The sequence below is a fragment of the Delftia sp. UME58 genome (genome assembly GCF_014170385.1).
Taxonomy (GTDB): Bacteria; Pseudomonadota; Gammaproteobacteria; order Burkholderiales; family Burkholderiaceae_C; genus Comamonas; species Comamonas acidovorans.
The window spans coordinates 1-12,451 of the sequence record NZ_LZZV01000025.1 but is presented as its reverse complement, the minus strand read 5'-3'; the positions used below and the strand labels follow the sequence as shown (position 1 = coordinate 12,451).

General features: G+C 61.8%; 13 protein-coding genes and 1 pseudogene. 5 read left to right on the top strand and 9 right to left on the bottom strand.

The genetic code is table 11. The annotated features are described in order from the left end of the window. Nucleotides 1-3: 3 nt before the first annotated feature. The 3 genes from A9976_RS10120 to A9976_RS31345 all read right to left on the bottom strand — a co-directional run bounded on the left by A9976_RS10120 (nt 4) and on the right by A9976_RS31345 (nt 3,541). Nucleotides 4-1,419 carry an SWIM zinc finger family protein gene (locus A9976_RS10120; RefSeq protein ID WP_183018893.1) on the bottom strand — a complete coding sequence of 472 codons (1,416 nt, stop codon included), beginning with the start codon at nt 1,417-1,419 and terminating at the stop codon, nt 4-6. A gap of 79 nt (nt 1,420-1,498) precedes the next feature. Beyond that, nucleotides 1,499-2,521, bottom strand: a complete 1,023-nt coding sequence (locus A9976_RS10115) for an ankyrin repeat domain-containing protein (RefSeq protein WP_183018892.1) — start codon at nt 2,519-2,521, stop codon at nt 1,499-1,501. Between the two features lie 39 nt (nt 2,522-2,560). Next, the gene (locus A9976_RS31345; protein WP_259649165.1) at nt 2,561-3,541 is read right to left on the bottom strand and encodes a CbrC family protein; all 981 of its coding nucleotides are present in this window, start codon (nt 3,539-3,541) and stop codon (nt 2,561-2,563) included. A gap of 427 nt (nt 3,542-3,968) precedes the next feature. Between A9976_RS31345 and A9976_RS10105 the strand changes: the two genes are divergently transcribed. Then, the gene (locus A9976_RS10105; protein WP_183018891.1) at nt 3,969-6,041 is read left to right on the top strand and encodes a TerD family protein; all 2,073 of its coding nucleotides are present in this window, start codon (nt 3,969-3,971) and stop codon (nt 6,039-6,041) included. Nucleotides 6,042-6,190: 149 nt separating this feature from the next. Here the strand turns inward: A9976_RS10105 and A9976_RS10100 are convergent, their stop codons facing one another. The 3 genes from A9976_RS10100 to A9976_RS10090 form a co-directional block, all read right to left on the bottom strand. After that, nucleotides 6,191-7,477, bottom strand: a complete 1,287-nt coding sequence (locus A9976_RS10100; protein WP_183018903.1) for a pitrilysin family protein — start codon at nt 7,475-7,477, stop codon at nt 6,191-6,193. A gap of 74 nt (nt 7,478-7,551) precedes the next feature. After that, nucleotides 7,552-7,863 (bottom strand): hypothetical protein, encoded by a 312-nt coding sequence (locus tag A9976_RS10095; RefSeq protein ID WP_183018890.1) that lies wholly within the window; start codon nt 7,861-7,863, stop codon nt 7,552-7,554. 185 nt (nt 7,864-8,048) lie between these two features. Further along, a complete protein-coding gene (locus A9976_RS10090; RefSeq protein WP_183018889.1) occupies nt 8,049-8,441 on the bottom strand; it encodes a helix-turn-helix domain-containing protein in 393 nt (130 codons plus the stop codon). A gap of 56 nt (nt 8,442-8,497) precedes the next feature. On the opposite strand from A9976_RS10090, the gene A9976_RS10085 reads away from it, so the two are divergent. Both A9976_RS10085 and A9976_RS10080 read left to right on the top strand, forming a co-directional pair. Further along, on the top strand, nt 8,498-8,920 hold the full coding sequence (locus tag A9976_RS10085) for a nuclear transport factor 2 family protein (RefSeq protein WP_220808594.1): 423 nt from the start codon (nt 8,498-8,500) through the stop codon (nt 8,918-8,920). A gap of 144 nt (nt 8,921-9,064) precedes the next feature. Further along, a complete protein-coding gene (locus tag A9976_RS10080; protein ID WP_183018888.1) occupies nt 9,065-9,496 on the top strand; it encodes a hypothetical protein in 432 nt (143 codons plus the stop codon). A gap of 37 nt (nt 9,497-9,533) precedes the next feature. Here the strand turns inward: A9976_RS10080 and A9976_RS31340 are convergent, their stop codons facing one another. Then, nucleotides 9,534-9,692 carry a hypothetical protein gene (locus A9976_RS31340; protein ID WP_259649164.1) on the bottom strand — a complete coding sequence of 53 codons (159 nt, stop codon included), beginning with the start codon at nt 9,690-9,692 and terminating at the stop codon, nt 9,534-9,536. 381 nt (nt 9,693-10,073) lie between these two features. On the opposite strand from A9976_RS31340, the pseudogene A9976_RS10070 reads away from it, so the two are divergent. Both A9976_RS10070 and A9976_RS10065 read left to right on the top strand, forming a co-directional pair. Further along, a pseudogene (locus A9976_RS10070) lies at nt 10,074-10,502 on the top strand (ATP-binding protein); the annotation flags it as partial. Between the two features lie 277 nt (nt 10,503-10,779). Beyond that, nucleotides 10,780-11,187 carry a hypothetical protein gene (locus A9976_RS10065; RefSeq protein WP_183018887.1) on the top strand — a complete coding sequence of 136 codons (408 nt, stop codon included), beginning with the start codon at nt 10,780-10,782 and terminating at the stop codon, nt 11,185-11,187. Here the strand turns inward: A9976_RS10065 and A9976_RS10060 are convergent. Next, nucleotides 11,180-11,962 carry a hypothetical protein gene (locus tag A9976_RS10060; protein ID WP_183018886.1) on the bottom strand — a complete coding sequence of 261 codons (783 nt, stop codon included), beginning with the start codon at nt 11,960-11,962 and terminating at the stop codon, nt 11,180-11,182. The two genes, A9976_RS10065 and A9976_RS10060, sit on opposite strands and share 8 nt — an antisense overlap. Nucleotides 11,963-12,233: 271 nt before the next feature. Continuing rightward, nucleotides 12,234-12,451: integrase core domain-containing protein (locus A9976_RS10055; RefSeq protein ID WP_183018885.1), on the bottom strand; the 218-nt coding region annotated here is incomplete at its 5' end.

The window sequence follows — 12,451 nt, the reverse complement described above, 5'->3', positions numbered from 1 at the left end:
GGGTCAAGCGGCAACTCCGTGCGCATTCAGAGGGTCGATGGAGATACGGGCAGCCAGCGTGTGCTTGCAGGGGCCGCGCGTGCCCTGGTATTTTGCGTACCAGGGGCAGGTGCAGCGGTCCTGCCCAGCCTCCGGGCCCAGCACCACGCGGTAGAACTGCTCCGAAGCGTGCGCACTCGGCTGCGCCCCGGATTGCACCGCAAACCGCCCCTCGCCCTGGGGTGTCACCCGGCCTTCGGCCACCAGCCTGCGCGCATCGGCCAGGCGCGGATGCAGCGCATTCAGTTGCCCTGCCTGCACCGGCAGCGGGCGGTGGAAGTAGGCACCTGCCGCCAGGTCGAAACCGACCTGGCCCGAAGATGCGAGCACGCTCAGCGCAGAGGCCACCTGTGGCAGCGGCAGCATGGCCCGCGCCGCCAGACATGCCATGTCGATGCGCGGCTCAAAGGCCAGCAGGGTCGAGATGAAGTCGGCATCCTCGCTTGCATCGCCTCCCGCCAGCAGGTGCAGTACCGAGCCCTCGCCCGAGAACCCCCGGGCCTTCTCCGGGCTCAGCCCCAGCGTAAGCCTTGCGCCGGGCAACTCCAGCACCCAGGCACTGGCCAGCGGTGCCGAGCCCGCTTCGGCATCCGGCCCATAGGCACGCAGCGCCGTGGCAAAGCGCAGCAGCGGCTCCAGCACCCGCAGCCGCTCCGGCCCCGCCACGCAGACTGCCCCCGGCGCGGGCTGCGATGCCAGCCGCAGCGAACGCGCCGCGCGCGTGGCCCACATCACCGTCTTCGTGGCCGAGGCCCGTGGCAGCGCCTGCACGAACTGGCGCAGCGCCGGTCCCTCCAGCTCATGGCGCAGCGCCATGCCCGCCGAAAGCATCTGCGTCTCGGCAAACCCCTTGAGCCAGCGCCCGGGCAGCGGCACCTTCTCCTCCACCACCGTCCCGGCCAGCGTGGCCACCCGCAACTCCTCGCTGCCCACGCTCAGGTGCAGGGGCTCCGAGGCACGCAGCCCCGCCAGCGCCTGGCGCAGCGGCGGATTCACATCCACATTGGTGACACCGGCTGCCGAATGCACGGCATCCAGTGCCGCCGCGTCCACGTCCAGGCGCGCATACGCCCCGCAGCACACGCTGAATGACTCGAAGCGCAGGCCTTGCGGCGTGGACGTCACCACAGGATCGGCGGCCCTCAGCACCGCTGCCAGCGTGTTCGGCGGTACATAAAAACGCGTGCGCGCTACGCGTGCCACCATCAGCAGCGCCTGCGCCACCACCGCAGGATGCTCCACGAACCCCGAAAAAAAGAAGGGATGCGCCACCGCACCCGCTGGTGCAACGCCACCGCTGGTGGCCAGGCTCAGGTCCGCCCGGCCCTGCTGCTGCACGAATCCGGAAGGCGTGAGATAGGCGTAGGCAAGCTCGGTCATGTGAAAACTCCTGGGTATCGCATCAGCGCCATGATGCATTGCGTTCGTTGCAGCCAAGGCAGGCAGTCCATGCCTGCCCTCAGAGAATCACCTGGCTCCAGCCTGCGGTTCCCACGAGTCGCTTGCGGGCCGAATCGATACGCCACAGGCCGTGTTCTCGCAGGCATACGAACACCGTTTCGTATTCGTGCAGGAAATGGCTGGGAGACGGGAAGCGCAGCAAAAGCTCGGCCCTTGAAGCCCGTGGCTGCACAACCTCGATCAGTGCGATATCGGGCGTCCATTCGGGGGTTTCGCCAATGGCGGCCCGAGGGTACTGGCGCTTCCTGCTGGTGCAATGCAACTCACGGATCTCCCCGGCCCTGGCCAGCGCCTCCTCCCACGAAAAATGCTCGGCACCTGCGCGCGCCGCCCTGGACCGGAGCCACGCATCCACCTCCCAGTCGTGGCTGGCCACGATGTAGCTGCGCACGATTTCTGCAGCCGCCGCGTCGCCGGGGAGAGGCTCCCCTGAGCGGGTGAGTGACGAGGGCAGCCAGCGAAGCTCTGGCCATGGCTGCACGATGAGGGCCGGCGCCTGCGGCGCTGGCCTGGTGCCCGCTGCGCGCAGCATCGCCGCAGCCTCCACATGGCCATTCGACTCGGCATGGGTCAGCGCCGTGCCACCCCGGTTGTCAACGGCACCCGGATCGGCGCCCGCCTCAAGGAGCAGGCGCACCAGTGGCGTTTTTCCATGCGCCGCAGCAATCATGAGACTGGTATGCCCCAGAAACGAATCCGGCCCCCGGTGGTCGGGAGCAGCGCCCTGCTGCAGCAGCGTTCGCGCGATCTGCTCATGGCCCTGCACGACAGCCCACTGCAGCGCGGTGTGCCCCACCGCCGCGCAGCAGGCATGGACATCGCCGCCCTGCTGCAGCAACAGCGATACGGCCTGCGCCTGGCCCGCGATCACCGCCTCCAGCAGCGGTGTGCGCCCTGTCCCCTTGTGGCGCCCCTCCAGCGCATCGCCGGCCTCCAGCCGGGCCGTGATCCTTGCCAGATCGCCACGCTGGGCGGCCAGGCGAAGGTGGTGGTTGGAGCCTGTTTTCTGTGTATCGGTCACCGGCTTGTCTCTCGGTCTGTATGGTGCATGCACCGGGTCTCAAGACGCATCTGCATAGGCCAGATGGACACCGCAATGCAGGCAACGGAACAGGTAGGCCGTGAGATCGCCGTCCTTGCGCATCAGCGCAAGCATCTCTTTATCGCAGCCATCCTCCAGCAGGGAGGCCTGGGCATCCGGCAAGTCCTTGAGCGCCTCCCAACCCACCGGTCCCAGGAAGGCAGCCGCATCGCCACAATGTGTCAGCCACTGCTCTCCCTGCCAACTGATGAAGCCAGGCGTGCGCAGATTGACCTCATCGGCCACCTCGCCAGGCACTTCGCCCGCCATGTCACTCACGAACCCGGACCCGAATCGGCTTGCCGCACTGCCATCGGCAATGCACCAGGGGCACAAGTCGGACGGCTGCTCCCCCAATCCGTACGGCGTGGTCGCGTAGACCCATCCCGACACCCGCCCACAGCAAGGACATGCGAGCGCATGGTTTTCCTGTATCGAGCCTGTTGCCACCGGATCGGGGTGGTAACGAAATACCGGCAGCTCGCTGCGCGGCCGCAGCCGCAATCGCGCAGCCGGCTCGGGCTGCGCGCCAAGCAGCAAAGGATCTACCGGCGTTTGCAACGGCACGGCAACCCCGTTCTGCATCCACAACATGGCCCCCAGCCTGTCGGGAGACTGCAGGTCGGGCAACAGGATCAACCGCGTCGTCTCGGACCACGCGCGAGCGACCACGACAGCGCCCACGGGCACGTCCGCCTGCTGCCGCAACCGCTGCGTATGCCAGGCAATGTCTTCTGCCGTGCGTGAACGCCGCTTTCTGTCGCTGCGGTCCAGCACCGGCAGAAACCGCCATTCCCGGCGCGTCGCACCTGCTGTGTCATCCACTTCCCAGCCATTCCCGGCGAGCAGGCGCTCACGCAGCCAGTCGGGCAGTCGTGCTCCGATGACGGCTTCGCAGGCGGCGATGTCGGAATTGGAGGCGCCGGGCTGGCTAGTGGAGGGGTCAATTCTCTGATTCATGGATCGGGTTGCAATTGGGCCTATTCATGGAGAAGTCATCTTCCTGAGCATCCCACGCCGAATAGCCCGCTACATATCGCATACAGGTGGAACATGGTTTGCGTAGAAACCATCAAAATCAATTCCGTCAAACACGTCCGTCGCCACCGATGTCATCCCCGATGATTCCTCTTGAAAATCCGTGGACACGACAGATTGCCGACGGAAGTAGCTTGCAGGTAATGACGATCACTCCAAGGAAACAAAATGAAACAACAGTATCTTCATTACAATAGCTACGTGGCTATGGGACACCTTCCTTCTCACCTCTGATTACCTAGGGGTCCCGCTCTCCACACTGCGCCTGCTTTCTGCAGGCGTTTTCATATCGGCCGTCGACGTGGCGCTGCAGTTGGCCCACAGCGGCGGCCCACGGAGAAAAGCAAGCATGAATCAGGAACTGTTCCTGCGTCGCCGCAACAAGGTTCACGTCCCTGCCGGCACCGGCGGCGCCACACCCGCCCAGGTTGCCTCGGCCGTTCAGGAAATTGCGGCCCTCCGCAGTGTCCTGTCCGAGCCATTGATAGAGCGCATCGGCCTGCTGTCGTCCGAGGAAATCGCACGCTGGCTGCGCGAGGTGCTCGCAGTGCTTCGACGCCAGGCTGGCGCCCATGTGCGACACCAGCCGCTGTTCCCCGGCTTCCCCGAGCAAGTGCTGTCGGCGTCGAAGGCGCAGTTGTACCTGACGGCCGTCATGCACTACCTCACCCTGCGGCGCCTGCCCGCAAGCGGGCACACCCGGCCTCCGATGCTTGAGGGCAATTTCATGTCCCGGGTCATCGAGTCGGGCAGCATCGATGAATTCGAGTCGCTGCTCGCGCCCCTGGTTTCGTCACGCACCTCGCTGTCCGAGGTGGATGCTGCCGATGTCGTCTGGTTCATCCGGCAGTACCGAGGCGATGTCTTCCGTCTGCTGCCGGAAACCGTGCCGTTCCGGGAGATTCGTGCGCTGGTTGGCGGCGCACTGATCCAGCATGTGGCCGGCGATGCGCGGGTGGACACATTCCTGGAGCGCAATGTCGAAACGGCCACGGACGTGCTTCGGCTGGCCGTCTCGCTGAGCGGGGGCGACCTATCGCTGACGACCGCCTCCAAACGCTTTGCGCCAATGAAGCGCGCGATGCGCCGCCTGTTGCTGCGCCTGCTCGATCGCGCCCCCAACGCCACGGAGGATGTGATGCGGCACGCCGAGCGCTGGAAGCGCCTGGGTGAAGTGCTGCACCCCGGCGACTATGCCGACAAGTACCCTCGCGCCCTGGCGGCCATCACGGCGGCGCGCCGCGATGATGCCGCGCCCTCGTTCGGCTCGCGTGTCGAGACACTGCTGGCCCGGCGCCACATCGCCGCGCTCACGCCGATTCTGCAGCAGCGCCCAGGCGAATTCGCACGCCGGCTGGACGTGAGCCTGCGCCGAGCAAGCGACGCCAACGCCGTGCTCGACGCCTTCGAGGCGGTGGCGGCACAGGCATCCACGCCCATCGTGCTGCAGGTGCTGGCCCAGACACGGGCGCCACGCCCCCTGCCCTTGCGGGCCTTCACACCCAAAGGCGCGTTGGCCAAGGTCTATGGCACTGAAGACCGGCGTGAGCCTGTGGCCCCCGAGATACTGGCCCGTGTGGCCCGGATCTGCCAGAACGCGCTCATCCAACGCTTTGCCTCGCTGCCGCCGCTTGGCCCCTGCTTCGTAGACCCCGCACTGCGAGACTACAAAGTGCCGCTGGCGCAGCGTGCCGCGTCGAAAACCCTGCGCACCCTGGTGCGGGGCAGCCGCCTGCCCCTGCCCGATACGCGCTTCATCCGCCTGTTCCTGTGGTGGAAGAACGGCCGAGCCCGCACGGACATCGACCTGTCCGCGGCCTTCTTCGATGCCCGCTTCGTGTTCATGCAGACGGTCGCCTACTACAACCTTACGGCTTTCGGAGGCTGCCACAGCGGCGACATTGTCGACGCGCCCCAGGGCGCCTCGGAGTTCATCGACCTCGACATTGACGCCCTCGTGGAAAAAGGCATCCGCTACGTGGTCACCTCCATCAACTCCTATACCGAGCAGCCGTATTGCGATCTGCCGGAATGCTTCGCCGGCTGGATGGCCCGCGCCGACCTGGCATCGGGTGAAGTCTTCGAGCCGCGTTCCGTGATCGACCGCATCGACATCGCATCCGACACCCGGATCTGCCTGCCCTTCGTCATGGACCTGCAGGAGCGCCGAATGATCTGGGCCGACCTGGGCCTCACTGCATCGCCAAGGTGGAACAACGTCCGCAACAACCTGAGCGGGGTTTCATTGATGCTGCGGGCCTTGGTGCACACACCACGACCCGATCTGGAGACCCTGTTCGACCTGCATGCACGTGCACGGGGTGAACGGGTGAGCGAGCCGCAGCGGGCGCAGACGGTGTTTTCCCCCCTCGAGGGAGTGACGCCGTTCGATGTGGATGTGATTCGGTCACAGTTTCTGTAAAAGGGTGACACGATTCGGACGACCTTCTGCGGGGCCAGGCGCAGTGCTGCAGGCGATCTGCTTCCCGGAAAAATCTCGCCCCTTTCATGGCTTCTCCCGATTGAAGGGATGGCCGTGAAGCCATGCCCCACGCATTGCGCGCTGCCGGCTCAGGCCGCCAGGCCTGCGGCCAGTTGCCGCACGGTCCGGGCATTGGCGCCCTTGCCGGTGATGGCCACCGCAGGGGGGTGGGCCAGCATGCGCTCGAAGACGCTGCGCACTTCCTCGGCTCCGATGCCATCGATCATCGCCAGCGTCTCGGCCACAGACGTCACGCTGCCATGGGCAAAGAGGTCCTCGACAGCCCGCTCCATGGTGGCGTAGGTCCGCTCGCCCGCACGCACCCGCGAGACCGCCAGCTGGTTCTTGGCCCGTTCCAGATGCACGGGGTCGATGCCGGCCGCCTGGGCGCGCAGCAGGCCGCCTGTCGCTGCCACCAGCGCTTCGAGCTTGTCCGGGGTCGTGACGGCATGCACGATGAAGTTGGCCCAGACGTCGCCCCCCTCCATCGCCGCATAGGCCGTATAGGCCAGCCCGAGCCGTTCACGCACGGTATCGACCAGGGGCGACGACATCCCCTCGCCCAGCAGATGGGCCGCCAGCGAGGCCACGAGGCGCGCGCGCTGCCGGTGCTCGCCCTGCGCTTCATCAAGCACCAGGGGATAGGCCAGGTTCACGAACACCTGGGACACCTGCGTGAAGCGCCGGGCCAGGGCCTGCCCCACATACTTTGCCGGCCGGGGTGGCAGCCCCACGGCCGGACCGGCCGACGCAGGCATGCCGGAGAACAGCTGCGCCGCCTGCTCCAGCCAGGCCGGGACATCGAAGTTTCCGGCCGCGACGACGACGGTCTTTTCTCCCACGTAATGGGACTGCACATGGCGCACCAGATCCTGCCGGGTGAAGCCTTCGATATTGGCGACCGTGCCGATCACCGGCATGCCCATGGGGTCATCGCCCCAGATGGCGCGGTCCAGCAGATCGCCGGCGCTGTCCTCCGGATCCTCTTCGTACTCGATGGCCTCCTGCCGGATCACCTGCAGCTCCCTTTGCAGTTCATGCTCGGGAAACACGCTGTTCAGGACGATATCCGCCGTCATGCCCAGCAGGGCCTGCGCATGCCAGCCAAGGCCGGTCATGAAATAGCCCGTGATGTCCTTTCCGGTGAAGGCGTTGACCTCCGCGCCCAGACGCTCCGCATCCAGGTTGATCTCCTGCACGGAACGCGTGTGCGTGCCCTTGAACGCCATGTGCTCAAGCACATGGCTGATGCCGTTGCTGGTGGAGGTCTCGTCGCGGGAGCCCACGCGCAGAAACACACCCACGCTGACGCTCTGCAGGTGCGGCATGGGCAGCGCCAGCAGCCGTACCCCGTTCGGGAGAGTGCGCAGGGCCATGGCAGGCCGCTCCAGTTCGGTTGCCGCCAGGGGCTTGTCTTGAATCATGGGCTATTGTCGTGCAGCCTGCACCGTCAAGCCCGAAGGAAATCCACCAGCGCCCGCAGCGCTGCGGGCAGGTGCCGTCGCCTGGAGTAGTAGAGACAGAACCGGCCTGGCGGCGCGGCACAGTCCCCCAGCACCGCCACCAGCGGGCCGTTGACCTCCACGGCCAGTGGCTCGCCATTCACGTGGAACTCCCAGGCGTAGCAGTGCACGCTGGGGAAACGGCGGCCAATGCAGGCGTGGCCGGGCAACTCGCGCGGCGTCCGTGGCGTGCCGCGCAAGGCGAGATAGGACGGTGCGGCCACGCAGGCGAAACGCTGCGGCGGCCCGACCGGCACCATGCCAGGCTCTCACCGAAGCGGACTCCCGCATCGAAGCCATCGCCCACGATGTCGGCCAGGCCGTCATCGGTCACGACGTCCACTTGCAGCGCGGGTACTTCGCCACGAATCCCGCCAGCATCGGTGCCAGGTGAGCAATGGCCAGGGGCAGCTTCATGAGCGATGCCCACGCTGCGCTCAGGATGCTATGAGCCCCCGGACTCCCGGAGCGGCCAGCCGCTGCGGGCCAAGCGCCGGCCGCCGCCGCCGAACTGGCAAGACCAGCTCTCCAACTGGTCGAGGATGGACACCAGCGCCCTGCCCGATGGAGTCAGGCCATAAACCACCTCCCGGGGAAAGACCGGCATGGGGCGGCGTTCGAGCAAGCCCCGCCCCTCCAGGCCCTGCAAGCGCTCGGACAGCACCTTGGGCGACACGCCGGGCAGAACGGCCACGAGTTCGCTGTGCCGCCTGCTACCCTCCTGCAAATGCCACAGCACCAGCGCGTTCCAGCGATGACCGAGAAAAGCCAGCCAGTCCTCCACGGGACATTCAGCCGGGCGACGCGGTGCGGGCGACTCCAGGGCGTTCTCGCTCATCGGGTGACCTCCGTGCAGTTCTTCCCATTCGGTGACTCCAGGAAGCGCGATCCACTATGGCCCGCTCCAACACCCAGGGAAACGACAGCATGGCACCCAGCATCACCTCACCAGAGCACATGAACAGCGCATTCGCCGATGCATTCAACAGCCGCAGCCTCGCCCATCTGCTCGCGCTCTACGAACCGGGCGCAGTGCTGCGCACCAGCGGCGACGGCACAAACCACACCGGCCTCGACGCCATCACAAGCGCGTTGTCGCAACTCCTACAAGCGCCAGGCCGAATGGCCTCCCGCAACCACTTCTGCATCATCCACGGCGACCTTGCCCTGCTGCGCGCGGACTGGGAACTGACCACCGATGACGGCGCCGTGGTGGCCTCCGGCAGCTCCGCCGAGCTGGTGCGCAAGCAGGGGGATGGGCGCTGGCTTTATGTCATTGACCATGCAGTGGGGGCAGGTCAATGCAACCAAGGCTAGCATCCATGATGCTAACCCGTACCCCACAATGCTCCGACACTTCCTTCACACTTCGATTTGATTCGTGCAGACCTTCCTCAAAAATATTGAACTATTGGTTCGCAAGGTAGATTGGACTATCTCTCATTTTGCATATGAATAACAATGTTGACCATTGATTTTGATGATTTCAAATTCGACATCGAGCCCATTTCTCGATCCATTGAAGTAGATGGCGGCCCCTACATGGACTGGTTGACCATCAACGTAAAAATTACGGATGGTAATTTTTCTGGCAACGTTCAGTGGCTGGTTATGCCGACAGAAATCCAGAAATTCAAGCAAGATCTTTCGCAGGCCTATCAGTCATTGATAGCGGGAAAGTTTGATATCGACCCTGTCCAACTATCCGGGATCGAGCCTCAATTCTTGCTTGCCATCGGGGGGGCGAACGCATGGGGTCACCTGTTAACCCAATACACCATGAAGGATTCCCCGGATGGACCCGAACTCAAAGGTTCATTCGGGCTGGATCAGAGCTTTCTTCCCGAATGGATCCGTGATCTGGATGAGTTACTGGAATTCCGCAGCCATTAATATGTTCAGTCCCACAGTGAGATGGTGCGGATGAAGTCTAAAGCGGCTTGGATCTTTTTCCCATGCCTCGCAAATCGCCCGGAATGGTGTCTTTCACCTGAGCGCATTCAAGTGCTTGCCGTAGCTGCTCCAGGCCCTCGTACTCATACGCCTTGATCGTGGATTCCTGGATGGTCCGGTTCATGCGCTCGACCATGCCGTTCGTCCAGGGGTGATACGGCTTGGCATGCCTTTTCTCGATGCCATTGAACTTGCAGATGCGCTCGAAGATGTGACCGATGCATGTGTCGGTGACGCCGCCTCTTAAGCGTTATTGTCCCGTAAAGGCCATGCCGTTGTCCGTCAAAACGGTATGTATGCGGTACGGGAAGGCAACAAGTACCTGTCGAAGGAACTGCGCTGCATTGGCTTTGGTTGCTCTATCAAAGAAGGCAACGCGCGTGAATTTTTGATGTTGCCCCGTATTCCCGGCCCCGTCCTATTCGCAATAAAGCGCTTGGTCAGCCCCTGCGACCTGGTGCCGCCTGAACTCCCGAGGCGAACGCATTTTCAGCGAAGAATGCGGATGCACCTCGTTGTTCAGTCCATCGAGCACCACCGCCAAAGGTTGCGCTTCTTCTCTACCGTGGAATTGGTTAATGCCTTGGGGCAAGAGAAGGCCCAGGGCAAAGCCGGACAGCTCGCCCACAGGCTGGTGCATACGGATCTGGTGATACTCGATGAGCTGGGCTATCTGCCCTTCAGCTCATCTGGTGGTGCGCTACTGTTCCATCTGCTCTCGACGCTTTACGAACGCACCAGCGTGGTCATCACCACCAACCTGAGCTTCAGCGAATGGGCGAGCGTGTTTGGTGATGCCAAGATGACCACGGCTCTGCTGGACCGCCTGACCCACCACTGCCATATTCTGGAAACAGGCAACGACAGCTACCGCTTCAAGCACAGCAGTGCAGTCCAACAACCGCCCATGAAGAAGGAGAGAAACAAAACCTTATCCACATCTTGAGCCTTGCGGCTCAAGTCAGAGGGTGGGTCAGTTTGAGATGGAAATGGCGGGTCAGTTTTGCGTGGGAATTAACAGAGACACGCTTTGTCGCATCAAAACAGGCGCTGTGGGTGCGTTTTGACACTGCATACGGTAAACACCATGAACAAGGTTCGAGGAAAACTCCGCGGTGCTCATTCATCTTCAGCCAGCGTGGCGGAAAGCGTGCCCTAGCACCCGCAGACGAAGAATATTTGCTGAACGCTATACGTTATCAGTTACGTAAAGCCGCCTCAAAATGAACTACTTCGCTGTCTGCAACAACATCTCTGCAATCCTCGCGGCGCGTGTTACTGCGCTGCGTTCTGTCACCGCTGAACAAGCTGCTACGCAAAAATCTGCCCCGGCTGGCGCTACAGCTGTTGTCTGCTTTGCAGGTGAACAAGTCCTCGAAGTGATTTCAGAAGATGCTTACTCTGCAGAGCAGACCTATGCTGTCGTACTGATGTGCCGAGGGGCCACCGCCTCAGACCGTGACGACGGCGCTCTCATGCACGGTATCATCCGCGCCCTCAACGGCTCCCGACCGCTCCCAGAAGAGCGCGGCTTCCTGGGGTACTCCGGGTGTGATTCTGACTTTGAAGACAACGCCCGTTATTACACACTCACCTTCAAAATCAAGCGCGTGCAAACTATTTTTAATTAATTTTATGATATGTTATTTTCAACCAATGGTAGGCCGAACCTACCCCTCTATCCATTTGAGGCACCACATCCGCCTCTTGCCAACCTGAAGCCTTCATATCGTACTGTTCAATGACTCCATCATAACCTTGGCAGGCTATTTTCTCATTATCTGTATGATTAATTTTCGAAAATGTGGTTTTACAAATCACCCGGGTTCCCACCTTACTGTTGCGTATCCACGCTGTTCGCTGCCTAATCCTATTTCTCTCAGCCTCCTCACGCTCAGGCGCTCGCGAATGCCACCTAGCGCTTAGAGTGGAGAACTTTGAAATTACATCCTGCAACTCCGTCTTACTGACTGGTGAAATTTGCAGTTCGTGTCTATTTGCAAACGAAGGCAATGCATCATAAATAACGCCATCGGATGTGGGATTTGAATTACTCAAGAAATCCGCACTAATCGCACGAGTCTTCAATTTCTCAGAGGATTGAGGTTTACCTGAAAATGGCAAGCTCGTGCAACCCGAAGATTTTTCACAGACACGCCACGATACATTGACATACTTCTCGGCGATTATCTCACCATAATTTAATTTAACAACGACTCTCCACCATTCACCCGTATTACCCTTCATATTCTGGGTATAAATACGGTCAACATCTTTCATATTATAGTCATAACCACGCACCGAAACTGCAAGCGCATATCTCGGTTCGTTTGTGTAACCCCAGGCCGTACCCTTTGATAAATCACTGAACTTAAACGCAACCGTATTGTCTTCATAATAGTTCATTGTATTTCTCGGAGCCGTTACACAACCCGACAACCCGACGGCCAACAAATACGTGAGGAGCTTAAATTTCAGAGACGCTGAAGTTTTCATGAAGAACCTAATTTAAATAGCCAGAACTCATATATTTACTATTAGTAACATTTTATCACACCTTAACAGCGAGGTAAAGATTTGGGGCAAGCGATTCAGTCGCTACACGAGTTATTGCAACTTCACATGTGAAACTCGAAATGGCTGCAACTGATGTTGCCCCCGTATTCCCGACCCCACCCTATTCGCAATAAAGCACTTGGTCAGCCTCTGCAGCCTGTTGCCGCCTGAACTCCCGAGGTGAACGCATTTTCAGCGAAGAATGCGGATGCACCTCGTTGAAGTGCTCGAAGGCTGCTGGCAGTTGTGCCAGTACCGTCTGCGCGTCACTCAGGTCCATGCGCGCCACATAGTCGCGCTTGAAGGTGTTGACGAAGCTCTCGGCCATGCCGTTGCTCT